The sequence below is a fragment of the Myroides marinus genome, from assembly GCF_900109075.1.
Classification (GTDB): Bacteria; Bacteroidota; Bacteroidia; order Flavobacteriales; family Flavobacteriaceae; genus Flavobacterium; species Flavobacterium marinum_A.
This window is the reverse complement of record NZ_FNYS01000008.1, coordinates 113,448-129,611: the sequence shown is the minus strand read 5'-3', so window position 1 is coordinate 129,611 and position 16,164 is coordinate 113,448. Positions and strand designations below refer to the sequence as shown.

At 35.1% G+C, this 16,164-nt stretch carries 14 protein-coding genes; 9 read left to right on the top strand and 5 right to left on the bottom strand.

Annotated elements, in window-relative coordinates:
- Positions 1–158 precede the first annotated feature (158 nt).
- Positions 159–1,634 (top strand): DASS family sodium-coupled anion symporter, encoded by a 1,476-nt coding sequence (locus BMX53_RS10295; RefSeq protein ID WP_038988209.1) that lies wholly within the window; start codon positions 159–161, stop codon positions 1,632–1,634.
- Positions 1,635–2,140: 506 nt separating this feature from the next.
- On the opposite strand, the gene BMX53_RS10290 is transcribed toward BMX53_RS10295, so the two are convergent.
- The 3 genes from BMX53_RS10290 to BMX53_RS10280 all read right to left on the bottom strand — a co-directional run bounded on the left by BMX53_RS10290 (position 2,141) and on the right by BMX53_RS10280 (position 7,079).
- Positions 2,141–4,264 carry an outer membrane beta-barrel family protein gene (locus BMX53_RS10290; RefSeq protein ID WP_038988210.1) on the bottom strand — a complete coding sequence of 708 codons (2,124 nt, stop codon included), beginning with the start codon at positions 4,262–4,264 and terminating at the stop codon, positions 2,141–2,143.
- An 11-nt stretch (positions 4,265–4,275) separates the two neighbouring features.
- Positions 4,276–5,451 (bottom strand): PepSY-associated TM helix domain-containing protein, encoded by a 1,176-nt coding sequence (locus BMX53_RS10285; RefSeq protein ID WP_244154499.1) that lies wholly within the window; start codon positions 5,449–5,451, stop codon positions 4,276–4,278.
- 1,235 nt (positions 5,452–6,686) lie between these two features.
- Positions 6,687–7,079, bottom strand: coding sequence for a RidA family protein (locus BMX53_RS10280; protein WP_038988212.1), 393 nt, complete (start codon positions 7,077–7,079; stop codon positions 6,687–6,689).
- A gap of 161 nt (positions 7,080–7,240) precedes the next feature.
- Here BMX53_RS10280 and BMX53_RS10275 point away from each other — a divergent pair, with 161 nt between their 5' ends.
- Complete coding sequence (locus BMX53_RS10275; protein WP_038988213.1) at positions 7,241–8,053, top strand: SMI1/KNR4 family protein; 813 nt, start codon at positions 7,241–7,243, stop codon at positions 8,051–8,053.
- Positions 8,054–8,058: 5 nt separating this feature from the next.
- On the opposite strand, the gene BMX53_RS10270 is transcribed toward BMX53_RS10275, so the two are convergent.
- Positions 8,059–8,916 carry a helix-turn-helix domain-containing protein gene (locus BMX53_RS10270; RefSeq protein WP_038988214.1) on the bottom strand — a complete coding sequence of 286 codons (858 nt, stop codon included), beginning with the start codon at positions 8,914–8,916 and terminating at the stop codon, positions 8,059–8,061.
- An 83-nt stretch (positions 8,917–8,999) separates the two neighbouring features.
- Here BMX53_RS10270 and BMX53_RS10265 point away from each other — a divergent pair, with 83 nt between their 5' ends.
- The 7 genes from BMX53_RS10265 (at position 9,000) to BMX53_RS10235 (ending at position 14,968) form a co-directional block, all read left to right on the top strand.
- Positions 9,000–10,370, top strand: a complete 1,371-nt coding sequence (locus tag BMX53_RS10265) for an MFS transporter (protein ID WP_038988215.1) — start codon at positions 9,000–9,002, stop codon at positions 10,368–10,370.
- Positions 10,371–10,376: 6 nt separating this feature from the next.
- Positions 10,377–10,775, top strand: a complete 399-nt coding sequence (locus BMX53_RS10260) for a hypothetical protein (protein ID WP_038988216.1) — start codon at positions 10,377–10,379, stop codon at positions 10,773–10,775.
- Positions 10,776–11,101: 326 nt separating this feature from the next.
- A complete protein-coding gene (locus tag BMX53_RS10255) occupies positions 11,102–11,458 on the top strand; it encodes a hypothetical protein (RefSeq protein WP_038988373.1) in 357 nt (118 codons plus the stop codon).
- Positions 11,459–11,495: 37 nt separating this feature from the next.
- Complete coding sequence (locus BMX53_RS10250) at positions 11,496–12,107, top strand: hypothetical protein (protein WP_240485441.1); 612 nt, start codon at positions 11,496–11,498, stop codon at positions 12,105–12,107.
- Between the two features lie 128 nt (positions 12,108–12,235).
- The gene (gene bshA / locus BMX53_RS10245; RefSeq protein WP_038988375.1) at positions 12,236–13,363 is read left to right on the top strand and encodes an N-acetyl-alpha-D-glucosaminyl L-malate synthase BshA; all 1,128 of its coding nucleotides are present in this window, start codon (positions 12,236–12,238) and stop codon (positions 13,361–13,363) included.
- Between the two features lie 257 nt (positions 13,364–13,620).
- Positions 13,621–14,511 (top strand): hypothetical protein, encoded by an 891-nt coding sequence (locus BMX53_RS10240; RefSeq protein ID WP_074746126.1) that lies wholly within the window; start codon positions 13,621–13,623, stop codon positions 14,509–14,511.
- Between the two features lie 76 nt (positions 14,512–14,587).
- Positions 14,588–14,968 carry a hypothetical protein gene (locus BMX53_RS10235; protein ID WP_038987772.1) on the top strand — a complete coding sequence of 127 codons (381 nt, stop codon included), beginning with the start codon at positions 14,588–14,590 and terminating at the stop codon, positions 14,966–14,968.
- Between the two features lie 62 nt (positions 14,969–15,030).
- On the opposite strand, the gene BMX53_RS10230 is transcribed toward BMX53_RS10235, so the two are convergent.
- Positions 15,031–15,882, bottom strand: coding sequence for an EamA family transporter (locus BMX53_RS10230; RefSeq protein WP_074746124.1), 852 nt, complete (start codon positions 15,880–15,882; stop codon positions 15,031–15,033).
- Positions 15,883–16,164 lie beyond the last annotated feature (282 nt).

Here is a 16,164-nt window from a genome sequence, read left to right as displayed (position 1 = left end):
ATAAAAATAATAGTTCAAATAGTAGTGTTTGGCATTTTTGTTGAGTTTATACTAAATATTAAAAATAGTAAGAATTATCTTTTTCTAAAAGTCTAAGGCCAATTAGTTATTCAGTTATTGTTAGAAGAAGGTGATTCGTACAGAAATCAATTACTCGTATGGCAAGTAAATTAGAACCTATCAAACCCGTACCTGCGCTTATCGCAGTTGCAATTACCTTAATTATTTGGTTTGTTATCCCAGTTCCAGAAGGTGTTAGTGAAAACGCATGGCAACTGTTAGCATTATTCGTAGGAACCATAGCAGCTATTATCGGAAAAGCACTACCTATTGGAGGAGTATCTATCGTAGCAATCGCTTTAGTGGCTATTACTGGAGTTACTAGTCCAGGAGACTCTAAACAAGCTTTAGCAGATGCTTTAAGTGGCTTTTCAAATGACTTAATTTGGCTTATCGGAGTAGCAGTGATGATCTCCATAAGTTTAAAGAAAACAGGACTAGGCTCTAGAATTGGGTATTTCCTGATTTCACTATTTGGTAAAAGAACATTGGGTATTGCTTATGCCTTATCCTTTGCAGAAACTATATTAGCTCCTGTAACACCTAGTAATACTGCTAGGGGAGGAGGAATTATTCACCCTATTATGCGATCTATCGCTAGTAGTTTTGGTTCAAGAGCAGATGATGGTACTGCTGGAAAAATAGGACGTTATTTAGCATTAGTAAATTACAATGCGAACCCTATTACATCAGCGATGTTTGTCACTGCTACAGCACCTAACCCATTAGTTGTTACTTTAGTATTAGCTGGGACTACAGCGGGTATTACAATAACGTGGGGGATGTGGGCATTAGCTGCATTAGTACCAGGAATTGTAGCACTTCTAGTGATGCCTTTAGTAGTGTATGCTATCTATCCACCTGAGATTAAGAAAACGCCAGATGCGCCTGTATTTGCTAGAAAACAATTAGAAGAATTAGGGCCAATCTCTAAACCTGAATACATTACTATGGGAGTATTTAGTATTCTATTATTCTTATGGGCAGGTGTACCTGCTATGTTATTCGGAGAAGAGTTCGCAGTACAACCTACAGCGGCAGCCTTCTTAGGTTTGGCTATCTTGATTATAACAGGAGTACTTACTTGGGATGATATCCTTAAGAATACAGGAGCATGGGATACTATCGTATGGTTTGCAGCCCTTGTGATGATGGCAGGCTTCTTAGGGAAGTTAGGACTGGTATCGTGGCTTGCTACTACAGTGGGTACTGGTATTGGTGGACTAGGCTTATCATGGATACCAGCTACATTATTACTTCTATTAGTATATGTATATTCACACTATTTCTTTGCGAGTACTACTGCTCACATTACAGCGATGTTTGCAGCCTTCTTTGCAGCAGGTATTGCCTTAGGAGCTCCTGAGATGTTATGGGCATTAGTATTAGGGTTCTCATCATCTATTATGATGTCTCTTACTCATTATGGTACAGGTACAGCACCTATTATCTTTGGGTCAGGATATACGACATTAGGAGAGTGGTGGAAAGTAGGTTTTGTCACTAGTGTGGTTAACTTGATAATCTTTATTCTAGTAGGAGGTATCTGGTGGAAGATACTTGAGTTGTGGTAAGGTAATACTTTAATTATAATAGTAAAGGGTTGTGTATCATGATATACAACCCTTTTTAAATTTTTTGAAATGCTATTATTACAATTTTAAATACTTCTTCTTTTATTTTACTTTTTTGCTTGATCAAAAAAGTAAAGCAAAAAAATCAAGGCTGTAATTCCTAAACGGTCAATTACGATACAAATTCTTAGAACTAAACAAAGTCATTGCGCCATCTGGCTCCTTCGTTAAAAATATCCACAGGATATTTTCTATACACTCGGCCCTACTCAAACACTGTTTAGTTCTTTAGAATTTGCATCTATTGACACTCGTTTATACATTAAGGCCATTGTAGTGCTTCGCAAGACTATTTTGGTTGAGTAGTCCACTTATAGAACGCTTCACAAGGTTATTAAAACGTAAAAAGCCAGTCGATATCGACTAGCTTTTTGGTATAAAGAAATGAAGTATAATGAGTACAAACTTCCGTTGTTGTTCCAAATTCTATAACAGATGAACTTGGGTTAAAACTTATAATTAAATGACAAAGTAGCGATACGGCTATCTAAGTCATACTTCTTGTGAATACTTGAGTTAAAGTTATCACCAGTTACATTGTAGTTTACAGTGTTTAATACATCTGTTACAGCAAGTTTAATAGTCGCTTTATCTTCTAATAACGCCTTAGATACCCCTATAGTTAGGTCAAAGTATCCATCTCGTTTATATAATCCTAAGTTAGACTTAGAGAAGTATTGTGCATTGACATCTGCTTTTAATCCCTTGATGATCGTAAAGTTGTTTTGAGAGTTAAACGTAAAGGCTACTTGTGAGCTGTTAATCTCTGTACCTTGATAGTTTCCTTCATACTTATTGTTAAACAAATTGAACATATTACTCATACTCCACCACTCAAAAGGACTTACTGTACCTGTAACATTAGCTCCATAGTGATAAGACTTGTTTAAGTTGTCTTGTGTACTGACTAAGATACCAGTATCTTGTTGATAGTTATATACATTGGTCATTACATCGTTGGTTAGACTGAAGTACACATTGGCGATAAGGTATTTACTCCAAGTATATCCCACTTCAGAAGCATGGGTAATCTCAGGTTTTAACTTAGGGTTTCCTTGCCAGTAGTTAAACGGATCATCATAAAAACGGAAAGGATTTAGATCAAAGTGACTAGGTCTGTTAATACGCTTACTATACGATGCGTAGAATCCATGTGCATTATCTGTTTCGTACTTGATAGACGCACTAGGGAAGAACTTCGTATAATCATTTTTACTGTATTCCTTTGTTGTTTTCTGGTCTATTTCAGTCTGTGTGTATTCAGATCTCAGTCCTACTTGGAAACTCCAGTGTTCTAAACTTAACTTATAGTTCGCATAAGCAGCGTGTATCTGCTCATTGTACTTATAGTGGTTAGTAGAAGCAGGATCAACAGTCCATATATTATTATTCTCAAACTCATATACAGAGGGATTGTCATTAGATTTGACAATTGATTTCCAACCTGTCTCTAAAGCGTGTTTTTCGTCTATTGGCAAAGTAAAATCAACCTTTCCATTGAACACTTTAAAGTTAGAAGGAATGTACCCACGTCTGTTGTAGAAATTAGCTGTTGAATTATTTAAAACTACATCAGAGAGCTGTAGTTGTCTTGATCTGAATTTAGATGTTTCGTATTCTAGGTCAACATCTACTTTCCTTCCTTTTTCGTTAAATAAGTGACTTCCCGTAAGGTTAAAGGTATAATCGTACCAATGTTCCTTGTTGGCATTATTTGTATTAACATGAGAATTAAGCGTTGATACAGGCATATAGATCATATTATAACCTTTCGTATAGTCTTCATAACGACCTATTTTAGCATCGAATAGAAAACCAATAGTTGTCTTAGACGATACGTTATAATCAGCACCTAGTTTAAAGTTATTAGATGTCAGAGGCTCACTACTAGTGATGCGTTGCTCACTGTGTTTATCTATAATGTTAGGGTTCTTATCATTATAAAAGTCTTGAAGGTAATGTTTGTGTTCTTCTTCTCCTCTAAAAGTATAACTGTAGTCACCGAATAAGCTCAGCTTATTATGCGTATAACCAAGGTTAAATCCTGCATTCATACGGTTTTTACGACCTCTACCAGCATTTAGATACGAGCTACCTTTAAGCCCCTCCATCTTGTATTTCTTCAACACAATATTGATAATTCCCGCATTACCAGCCGCATCATACTTAGCAGATGGGTTAGCAATTATTTCTATGTTTTTTACTTGAGAAGAGTTGGTTGATCTCAATAAGTTAGCTAGTTCTTTAGCCGACAGAGAGCTTAGCTTTCCGTTTAGCATCACACTAACCCCTTTTTTACCTCGTAGAGATAATTCTCCTTCTTGAGATACAACCACTCCTGGAGCTCTTCCAAGAACTTCTAATACTGTACTTCCATCTGATAAAGCACTGTTCTCGACACTGAATACCATCTTGTCTGCTTTCTGTTGAAAAACAGGGGTAGAAGCAGTGATAACTACTTCACCTAGAGTGGTGTTAAGAGAGTTGAGTATACTGTCTAGTTGTGCTTCGGTTTGGGCATAGCTACCCAGGCTGCATAGCGATAGCAACCATATATATGATCTATTCATTATAGTGTGAATTAGTTAGTAGTCTTTTTCTTATTTCGTCTTCCCCAATAGATTATAAAACCAGTAATAGGTAGAGAGGCGCAAATTAGACTTAGGATGAAAGCAATGATTTTACCTGGCATCCCAAAGAATGCACCTACGTGTAAATCATAGGTAGCTCCTGTAGCGCGATCTGCTAATAATCTCTCATTATGAGGTCTGTTAAATAGTAATTCTCCTGAATGCTCATCAAATATCATAATATGAGAATCGTTGTATTTAAACTCGTGGTCTTTGATACGTATAGTCATATTATCATGGTGATGATCAGCATTTTCATGGTCTTCTAGGTCTATTCCGAATGAGAATGCATTAGGGTAGTGCTCTCTTACCTTATCAGCTATGCGATCTACAGTAGTTGGTGTTTCCATAGACTCAGGAGCTATAGTTTTAAAATGGCTATAGTCTGGAGCATGCATAGAGAATCCGTTGATTAAGAAATATATCCAAGACATCGTAATACGGAACGAATACATAATACCTGTAACAGCTACTATCAGTGCTAGTATAGAAGAGTAGAACCCTAGAATGTTGTGTACATCATAGTTTTTACGACGCCATCCTTTTACTTTTTTCCATCTAAACCAAAAGCGTTGTTTACGCATATTCTTGTTCTTAGGCCACCACAGGATAATACCTGTAACGAGCATAACCACAAATATGATAGTAGATACTCCTACAACAGTTCCTCCTACAGAACTCTTAAGCAGTAAAGAACGGTGTAATATCATCGAGAAGAAGAATGGGCTCTCTAATATATCATCTACTGCTATGACCTTACCGGTGTATTGGTTTACATAGACAGTTTTGAATATAAGGTAGGTGTCAAAGTAGTTCCACCCCTCAACATCGGCTTTAAACAAACCAAATTGATAAGAACGATTTGGGTCTAGTGGAATAGTAACTTCCTCTGCTGTGACCTCTTCGTTAGTGATTTGGGCATTCACTAAATCCTTTAATTCTCTTAGAGGAATAGGTTTTTTATTGGCAATATCTGTTTCCCCATGAAACATCATATCCTTCCTTAGATAGGCAGAGATGTCTTCATTAAAGACAAAGAACGCTCCTGATAATGATACTATAAGTACGATTATACCTGACAAAAGTCCTAACCATAAGTGTATTTTAAGCATATACTTTTTGAACACACCCTTAGTTTTTTTGGGCTTATCAGCTTGCATAATATTTGATTATTTAGATTAGTTAAAAATAATTAAGTAGTCGCAAATATATAATTATTTATAATCATTCTAATCTTTATGCTTCTTATTTTGAGAATATTTTCTTAAGTCGTTGGTAACTAAATGTTAATGTATTGTTTGGTAAGGGCTTATTTATAGTGATGTAGAAGTATTATAACAAAAAGAGCGATGTATAGTGTAGTTGTAAGATAATGCACTAAAAGAAGAGTTATTGTCTATCTTTTTGAAAGAGGTGTAAGCACAAGAAGGGATAGGGAAGTTTATAATGGGGGTGGGGTAGGTATAAAGTAGCCTTTAAGGGAATTTATATTTTTTGTATCTTTGTGGAGTACTTTGCTTTATATCAGTTGTCTAACTGATGATTTGAGTGCTGTGAATGACATAAATCAAAGCAAGAAACAATCTTCCTTCAAGTATAAAAAACACCATTCCTTAAAGTGTTTGAATTCGCATTATGTATTATTTTTTTTAACCAAGTTCAAAGTTTATTTTGCTTTAATCCCAGTATTTATGCAGTGTTGTTCGACCATTGTTCGGGAACGCTTCGGAAAAAGGGCATGTTTTCCGAAGCGTTCCCGAACAGTTCCCGAAGGATACTCGAAGAAAACGCTGTGAAGTGTTGATTTTATTGGTATCTTGAGAGGTTATGTGATTAGCGAACTCGTTTTTTATGTAAAATATAGTGTCATTTTGAGAATGGTAAAAAAGACTATTCATTCCCTTTTCTTAAGTGCAGTAATGAATTAAATCAAATAATAGAGAAGAGGAAGATTTAGAGTTCAGTGTATCTCTAAAATTAGTCGTATGATGTAGCTCAGATTACAAATCTGCGTGATTGGGGGTAACTTATCCGCAAAGAAAACACTTAAATCAAATCTATCCTTTTTCAACGTTTAACTTCCCTTTTAACCGATATTAATAACACATTAATTCGCTATAAAGTGAGTGGATTATGACTGAGTTATAACTTTGTCATGACTCCGTTGTTTTTAACTTTTTAAGGGAGTGATAGCGGACTTATGACGGAATCACAACGGAATCAGTCAATATCGAATGAAGGATGGGCAAACATGTTTAATAGACAGCTAGGTAAAGAGTTCAGTAAAACAGAGATACAAAAACAAAAAGAGTTGCTTTGTGAGCAACTCTTTTCTACTTATTATGATTATAGACCTAAACTACTATTTAGCAGCCCAAATTTCTATTTCTAATAGGATTTCGGGTAATCCTAGAGCGGTGATATAACCAACGGTCATCGATGGATAATCTGTGCCAAATGTATTGTCCCATACCTCGTAGAAGAAGTCCCAGTCAATCTCTTTCGTTGCCCATATATTTACTTTAATTACGTCCTCAGCTTGTAGGTTCTGGCTAGCTAATACCTGGATGATGTTCATAAAAGTATTTTGAACTTGTGCATTGAAAGTATCTGGGATATTTCCCATTGCGTCCGTTCCTATTTGTCCTGAGAATGTATATAGATTAGCACCTTTAGGAACTACTGTTACATGAGAATATCTTCCCACAGGAGCTGCTAAAGTACTAGGGTTAAGTCTTTGTATTTTTGTACTCATTGGCTATCGTTTATTGTTTCGCGGGCGAATGTACTATTTACTTTTATGAATTTGAGTTTCCTAACATAATTTACCATTTTTATAAGATAAATAGCTGTTTACAGGGGGATGTATCTGCTTAGTTTTAACTAATTTTACTTGAAATTCTAAGAGATATAAATATGACAATTATAGATTATAAATTGTTCTTAAAAGAAATACTACCTTTTGAAGACTATTTGTTTTATAAACCTTTAACACAAGATGAAGTGGCTGAATTAGAGGCTAGTATATCTAATGTGTTACCACAGTACTACAAGAAGTTTCTATTACACTTCGGTATATACCAAGATTTGATATATGGTTTGTTTGCTAATAAAGAGGAGTGGATAGAGCAAAATGGATATTTATATGAAGCAGAACAAAATTATGTTATGATAGGTGATAATGGTGGAGAGGATTTCTGGCTACTTAGAACAGATGATATACAGGATAGAAAGATATATAACTGGGTAGATGATGAAATAGAGGAAACGGGATTTACGTTTGATGATTTTCTAGCTAGGTGTTTAAATAATTTAAAGGATGACTCTTTTATTCAGTTACACAATAATGAGAAGGTATTAAGAGCACACCTTAGTGTATCTACTAATCAAGAAAGTGAGCTAATAGATAGTTTAGGTATTGAACTTATAGAGAATTGGGTGCAAGATGTGCCTAATTTTGAAGACATGAAAGATTATCTGAAAGATCAACAAATATCAATATATACGATCAATGCTAAATTAAATGACAGCCTTATCTCTATTAAAAAAGAGTGTAATCAAATGACGAATACAACAGTCTATACCTTTGATTATACGGAGACTTTAAGTGTGTTAAGAACAAACTCTAAGATGGCCTTGTATAAATCGATAGTAGAGGGACAGTTTAGTCATTCGTCTTTTAATCTATTTGGTATTTACAATGCTGATTATAAAGACGGCGTATGGTAGAGAAACTACAGTTTTTGGTGTAATGCTCTATACTGAGAGGGAGTCATCTGTTTATACTTTTTAAAGAGTTTAGACAGATGACTCTCGTCGTTAAAGCCTAGTTCAAAGGCTATTTCTTTTAAGCGTACAGCGCTGTATTTTAGTCTAGTTTCGACTAGTTTAAGTTTATAATCTAAGATGTAATCTTGTAGAGATACACCAGTTTGTTTTTTAAAGTACTCTCCTAAGTAGTTTTTAGACAGACTGAACTCTGTAGCTAAGGTATCTAAAGATAATCTCTGTTTCTGACTTATATGTTTCTGTATATAGGTAATAATCTTCATGATATCCTGAGCCTTTCTGTTTTCATTAATCTGTTCATAATCATGCTGGATCAGGTTGCGAGCGACTAGATTAAGGAGGATAGAGATACACTGTCTGATGATCAAGTAATCTTGAGCATTGTTATGATGTTCTCTTAGGATATTGTGTAGTAGCTGTTCTGCAAATACTCCGTCTAGTTCATCGTTAAACACACATCCTGCCTTAGAGTGATAGTTATGTGTGATATACGTCAATTTATTGATATTATCACAAGTCTCGATGCGGTCAGCCTCAGTGCGTATCTGTGTGATAAAAGACTGTGGGCATTCAATAATAAGCAAGGAGCAGTCTTTGCTCTCAAAAGTGTATTTAGTGTCAAAAGGGATGACAAAGAGCTTTCCTTTCTTAAAAGGTACTTTATGGTCATCATATATGCTTATGCCTTTGCCTTTTTGTATATAGACTATAGTCAAGTGGGCTTTTGGCTGTATAGTCAAAGTACCTTCTACTAGGTTAATCTCATTGATAACGATAGGATCAAAGTTGTTTTTCTGTGTCATAAGGCATACTGTGAAAACCTTTTAAAGTACAAAATAATTTGTATCTAGGGTGTTTACTTTGCAAAGTAAATAAAAATAACTTTATGAGTGCATATAAGAATAGATGGAGTATTCTCCGCTATTTAGTGATAGGAGCTTTTTTGTCTCCGTTGGATTATTTTATTGTCAATATGGCTTTGCCTGCGATTAAGAATGCTTTTGATGCTATGGATAATCAGCTTCAGATGGTGATTGCTGTCTATGGGCTGACTTATGCTGCCTTAGTAGTCTGTAGTGGAAAGCTAGGGGATATATACGGAAGGCGAAGAGTGTTTACCACTGGGCTATGGATATTTTTAATTTCTTCTTTGGCTTGTGCTTTTTCGCCTACTATAGGCTGGTTAATCTTCTCGCGTTTCTTACAAGGGGTAGGAGCATCTTTATTAGCTCCACAGGTATTAGCCTCGATTAGAATATTGTTTGACGAATCAGAACGCGCCAAGGCTTTAGGGGTATTCGGGTCTGTATTTGGGTTAGCAGCTATCGTAGGGCAATTATTAGGAGGAATGTTATTAAACCTACATATTTGGGGACTGACTTGGGAGATTATCTTTTTAGTCAATGTACCAGTAGCCATAGTCTGTCTATATGGTATTTATAGTCAAATGCCTAAAGAGCAAATACAAAAGCAAAGGATAGATTATATCGGTGTAGTACTGATCATAAGTGCGCTACTGTGCTTTATCACTCCGCTTATTTATGGGCGAACGTATCAATGGGCATGGTGGATATTTGGAATTTTAGCGATGAGTAGTGCATTGACATTTAGCTTTGTGAAATACGAGACTTATCGAGAACAGCACAATCAATCTGTACTGTTGTCCATGTCTTTATTTAAAAACAAAGCTTTTGCTTATAACCTTCCTATTATTTTGTTTTACAATTTTACAGCAGGATTGTTTATTTGTTATCCTTATTACTTACAGTCATACTTGCACTGGGATGTGTTGATTGCTGGGATTGCGATATTGCCCTATGGTATAGGATTTTTCTTAGGGCCTATCTTATTCGCAAAGGTAAATAAGGAGGCTTCTTTTTGGATCCGCTTAGGGTTGGGGTTATTGTTTATCTCTTTTGTGAGTTTAGGATTGTTGTTTAGTCAGTTAAAAGAACCAGCTTTAATCATGCATATTTTGTTTTTATTTGCTGGTTTAGGACATGGGCTGTTAATGCCTGTAATGATGAAAGAGAGTATTCGAAGTATTGCTGTGGAGCACGTTGGACAAGCGTCTGGTATAGTGAGTACTACTATTCAGGTGGGGAGTGTATTAGGAGGTGCTATAATTGGGACAGTATTCTTTAGTCTGAGTATCTTATGGGGATATCCTATAGCCTTCGGGATTGCTATATCTGTCATAGGTGGGGTGCAGTTAGTAAGTATTGTTTTTTATCGTCAATTAAGTAAATTAAAATAAATCAAGATGAATACAATAGATAACTTAGAGTTAGGAAAGCAACAGGTTGTTGACTTTCACGTGAATATACAAACGTGGTTTAATGGAACTGCTGAGAATAAAGATGAGCTTTATCAGGCTATAGTAAGTACGTTTAATCCGTCTTTTGTAATGACTAATGGAGATGGGAAGAGTATGGGATATGAGACCTTCGTACAATGGTTAGCTACAGCTTACGGTATTTTCCCTACTCGTCAGATTGAGGTAAAGGATATAGAGGGTTATGCGACTTTTAGTCATGTTATCGTGAATTATATAGAAATACAACAGACAGATGAGCTAAGAACAGAACGTGAGTCTTCTGCAGTGTTTATGATAGGAGAGGGACAGACGATGTGGTATCACCTTATAGAGAAGTGGATTTAATGAAGAATGGACAACTAGGAATGAGGAATGTTTGCCTTCGGCATTATGTATGTTTGGAGATCAGTGGAGGGGTGGAGTGAAATAGGTTTATAGTAATTGGTTTACAGAGTACAACCTGTAAACCAATTACTATAAACAAACGCAAAGTCAGGAGACATTTGTGCAGCGGTTGTACTCTGTAAACCGATTACTATAAACAAACGAAAAGTCAGGAGACATTTGCGTAGCGGGGTAATATTAGTACCTAATGCCGAAGGCAAATACTGTAAACCGTAAACTGTACACCGTTCACTATTTTCTATCTAAATCCGTTATCAGTAGAGGATGTGTGTCTTCCAGGGGCATTAGCTAATGCTAATGGAGAGCAAGAGTTGCCATTCTGTAGTATTTGTTATTATCCAACAGTAGTAGGTAACAACGGAGACATTATGAATTCAAGTGGTTTTATGGCTATATCTACATTAAATAGAAAGAATAGTGATTGGGTATCTAAACGTGGAAATGCATTTGTAGTACTAGAGTCTTATAACAAAGGATTAGTACTTACTCGTCTGACTACTGCCCAAATAGAAGCCTTAAAACCTGTAGAGGGAATGATGGTGTACGATTCGACAGCAAACTGTTTGAAACTGTACAATGGAAAAACTTGGGGATGTGTTGTTCAAGGATGTGTTGACGAATAAGAACCTGTTACTTTTTAATAATTTAAAGTGAAACGCTATGATACATATATTAAATAAACAGTCTTTAGTTTTGATCTTTTCTGCCCTATTAGGAACAGCATCTAGCTTTGGACAAACAGCAATAAGGAAGTTCGAAGTAGAAGGACCTAATGTGTTATTAGATTTTAAAGAGAATGATGCTAGAGGAATAGTCTTGTCCTGGGTAACTAAAGAAGGTGATGTGAAAACGCCAGTAGGAGGAACTATGATATTTGACTCGAATGATAAGAAAGTGAAATACTATATAGCAGGAACTTCTGCTAAATGGGAAGATATGTCTGTTAATACAGGAGAAGTAGATACCAGCATTCAGCAAGGGTTAGTAGATGATCAAGCACCTACTATCATCGGGAATCAGTCTTCTACAGCTTCAGGAGCTTTAATTTTAGAAGCAGACAATAAGGCGATGGTACTACCGAAAATGGCAAGTCCTCATCTTAACCTTAAAAGCCCAGCAGCAGGTACAATTGTCTATGATACAGTATCTAAATATTGTGTGTATTTAACGGAAAAGAATGGGCTTTTTGGAAAGCAGAGTAGTAGTTTATATATATATTTGACAAGGATTTTAAAAAGGAGAATCATATTGTGGTTCTCTTTTTTTATCTAATAGAATTAGAGAGTATTAGTGGATTTGACTGTTAAAAAAGCGTCTTATAGAAAAGTAGGAAGTTAAAAATAATGTGTATTTAAATATTAGAATTATCTTTAAACTTTCTAAATACAAGCAATAATTATATGAAAATAGCCATCGTATGCTATCCAACCTTTGGAGGTAGTGGTGTAGTAGCCACAGAATTAGGATTGGAATTAGCCAAAAGAAATCACGAGGTGCATTTTATTACTTATAGTCAACCAGTGCGTTTAGCCTTGCTAAATCCTAATATATTCTATCACGAAGTAAATGTACCGGAATACCCGTTATTCCACTATCAGCCCTATGAGCTGGCCTTATCTAGTAAGTTAGTAGATATGGTGAAGTTGTTTAAAATAGATGTACTGCATGTACACTACGCTATTCCTCATGCTTATGCAGGGTATATGGCTAAGCAGATGTTAAAAGAGCAAGGTATTAACTTGCCTATGATAACAACGCTTCACGGAACTGATATCACACTAGTGGGTAATCATCCTAATTATAAATCAGCAGTAAGCTTTAGTATTAATAACTCAGATTATGTAACTTCTGTATCAGAGTCATTAAAACAATCTACGCATTGCCTATTTGGTACAGAGAAGGATATTCATGTAATACCAAACTTTATCGAGGTAAAAGAAGTAGACTGTGAAGATACGCCATGTAAGCGTAGTGCGATGGCAAGTAAAGATGAGGTTATTATAACTCATATCAGTAACTTCAGAAAAGTAAAACGCATAGAGGACGTGGTGTCTGTATTCTATGGTATACAGAAAGAAATGCCTGCTAAGTTAATGCTTGTAGGAGACGGACCAGAGAAGGAGCGCGCAGAACGCCAAGCGATGGAATTAGGTATCTATGATAAGATTATCTTCTTTGGAAATAGTAATGAGATAGAGCATATCTTATCTTATTCTGACTTGTTCTTACTACCCTCTGAAACAGAGAGTTTCGGATTAGCTGCATTGGAGGCTATGGCAATGGGAGTACCAGTAATATCTAGTAATACTGGAGGGTTGCCAGAGGTAAATGAACCAGGTGTGTCAGGGTATTTAAGTAATGTGGGAGATGTAGAAGATATGGTAGTCAATGCTCTTAAAATCTTAAAAGATCAAGATACTTTATGCAAATTTAAAGAACAAGCTCGTGAAGTAGCGAAGAAGTTCAGTATAGATAAGGTAGTGCCTTTATACGAAGACATTTATAAAGCGGCTATTAGTAAGAAGTAAATTATTTAAGAAATAGAATAAAAACAAAGAAGCATCCAATAATGGGTGCTTTTTTGCTTTCATTCTAAGATAGACTTTAAATGACATTGTTTTATTTATTTTTAAAAAGCATTTTTTTGTTAATAACTGTTTTATTATGGATTAAAATAACTTTTTTGTATATCTTTTTTGTTATTAATATAGATAAAATCAAATAATATTCGTGAGCGATTAAGTATATGTTTGTTTGTGTAATTTTGCATAAAATTAAGTTAAATATGAAAAAGATTATTTTTAGTGCTTTAGCAGCACTTGCTTTTGTTGGTGTTTCATGTAGTTCAGATGATAATAGTTCTGACAATGGAAATGGAATAACTCCTCCTAATAAAGTTATTAAAGTTATTGAGAAGATCAATATTAATTCTGTTTCTACTTCTGATTATGATGAGGCCGATAAACCTGAATACAGTGAGGGAGTAGTAGAATTAAAATATAACGATGCGAATAAGGTAACAAGTATTGTTGGTGACGGTACTGATGTTCTTTATAATTTTATCTATGATGATAAGGGAATCGTTAAAGAGATTGAATATTTTGAATCTGTTTATGAATGGGGTGAGGGAGAAAAAATAGAAAAAAGAAAGCATATTGTTTCTGATTTCTTAGGATTAGCTCCTTTTAACTTTGGAAAATTGGGAAAAATCAATACTATTGATAAAGGAAATCCTGTTGACTTAACTTTTTACTCTTATAATGATCAAGATAAAGTAGAAGGTGAGTATAAAACAGAAATCAAGTATGACAATAAACCTTTTGCTGCATTTCATACACTTAATACAACAGGAGCAATTGATTTAAGCAAAAAAACTCAGATTGATTTTGGTCCAAGTCAAGCAGCTATGACAGGATTGAAATATGCTAATGAGTTATTACCAATGAATAATCCAACATACTTAAAGCATGCTTATGTAGGAGATAAAGCGTATTCAGAATCAAAGATTACGTATCAGTATGATAATAATCAATATCCAACATCATTTGAATTTGAAATAAAAGACTATTATAGAACTTCTTATGGTTGGGATCCTATAAAACAAGAAGTGAAATATAAATGGGTAACTGATATAACTAAAGGTAAAGCTACCATTACGTATAAAGAAATGAAATAAAGTATTATATACTATATAAGGGAGTCAAGAGATTGATTCCCTTTTTGTATTTTAGCCTTTATAATATAAAAAAAGCATGATAGAAGCATTTCATAAGAAGATAGATGTACTATTGCAACAGATTGTAGATGATAGTAGATGGGATTTAGATAGCGAGACCTTATTTGTTGTTACAGGAATGACGTTTTATGGCTATTGTTTAGGCCAAAAAATAGTTTTTATGCTAGAACAAGAGGACGTGAATAAGGCTGTTGTAGAACGATTAGTTGCTTTAGGTGCTGGACAAAAGTACACAGAAGGATTAGTAGAAGCTGCAGAGCAAGCATTTTTTAAAAATGAAGAAACACTGTACAATCAACTAATCAATATTGGTCATAATTATTTTATGATGGATGACTTAACAGAGCTCGTAGATAATATCTACCTAAATACAAAGGCAATCTTAAAACAGAGATAATGATAAAAGTAAAGGCGATTCTGAATCATCAGAATCGCCTTTACTTTTATCATTTAGCTTGTTTAAGCTTCTTTTTTAGTACTAAATATAGTAGAACCTACACTTGCTGTAATTACACATGCTATAGATATCCACTGCATAAGAGTTAAATGTTCTTTTAGGAATAACAACCCTGACATAGCGGCAAAGGCAGGTTGTAAACTCGTTAAGATACTGAAGGTCTTTGCTGGTAATCTCTTTAGTGCCACAAGGTCAAGAGAGAAGGGTAAGGCACTAGATAAGATTGCCACTAGTACTCCTAATCCTAAGCTACTCCATGTTAGTTTTTCTAATCCTCCCATAAACAAGGCTACAGGTACTACGATAAGGGTAGCGAATACTAATCCTACTGATACAGCGTGATTGGTATTCATCTCTTTAGATACTTTACTTCCCATCACGATATAGCACGCCCAGAATATACCAGCCGTAGCGGCTAAACCTAGTCCTATAATATCAACGTTGTTTGTTTGCCAAGGCACGATAAGCAATATACCTGCACAGGCAAATAATGCCCATACAATATCCAATACTTTACGCGACAAGAATAAGGCTAAGAACAAGGGACCAATGAATTCTATAGTAACTCCTAACCCTAGAGGGATACGCTGTATCGCTAGATAGAAGATCATATTCATAAGTGCAATTGACCCTCCAAATAACCCACAGTACATCCATTCTTTTTTAGAAAATTTAGAAATCTTAGGGCGATTAATAATATTTAATAGGATTGCTGATATTCCTATTCTCAGTGCTGTAGTTCCAGTAGCGCCTACTACTGGGAATAATTGCTTGGCTACAGAAGCGCCCCCTTGTACACACATCATAGAGGTAAGAGCGGCAGCGACTGAAGATGCTGTAGTGTTTTTTTTCATTTATAAGGTTAAGTAGCGTCTAGTTATACACAATATTTATGAGTAGTATAACGGTTGTTTTAAGGTTAATTTCCAAAGCTATAATAATTTCTAAAATTAGCCAATAGAAGTTAAGGTTCTTATACTAATGAATAGAATAAAAATCTTCCCGCTAGCGACATTTCATAGCAATAAACCTTTAAAGAAAGCTTAAAAAGTAGATGTTTTGGAGCAAAAAGTGCCTTTTAATTTGGTAGTGTAATATTTAATTGTTTTCTTTGGCCTCGGTAAATAGGAAATAAT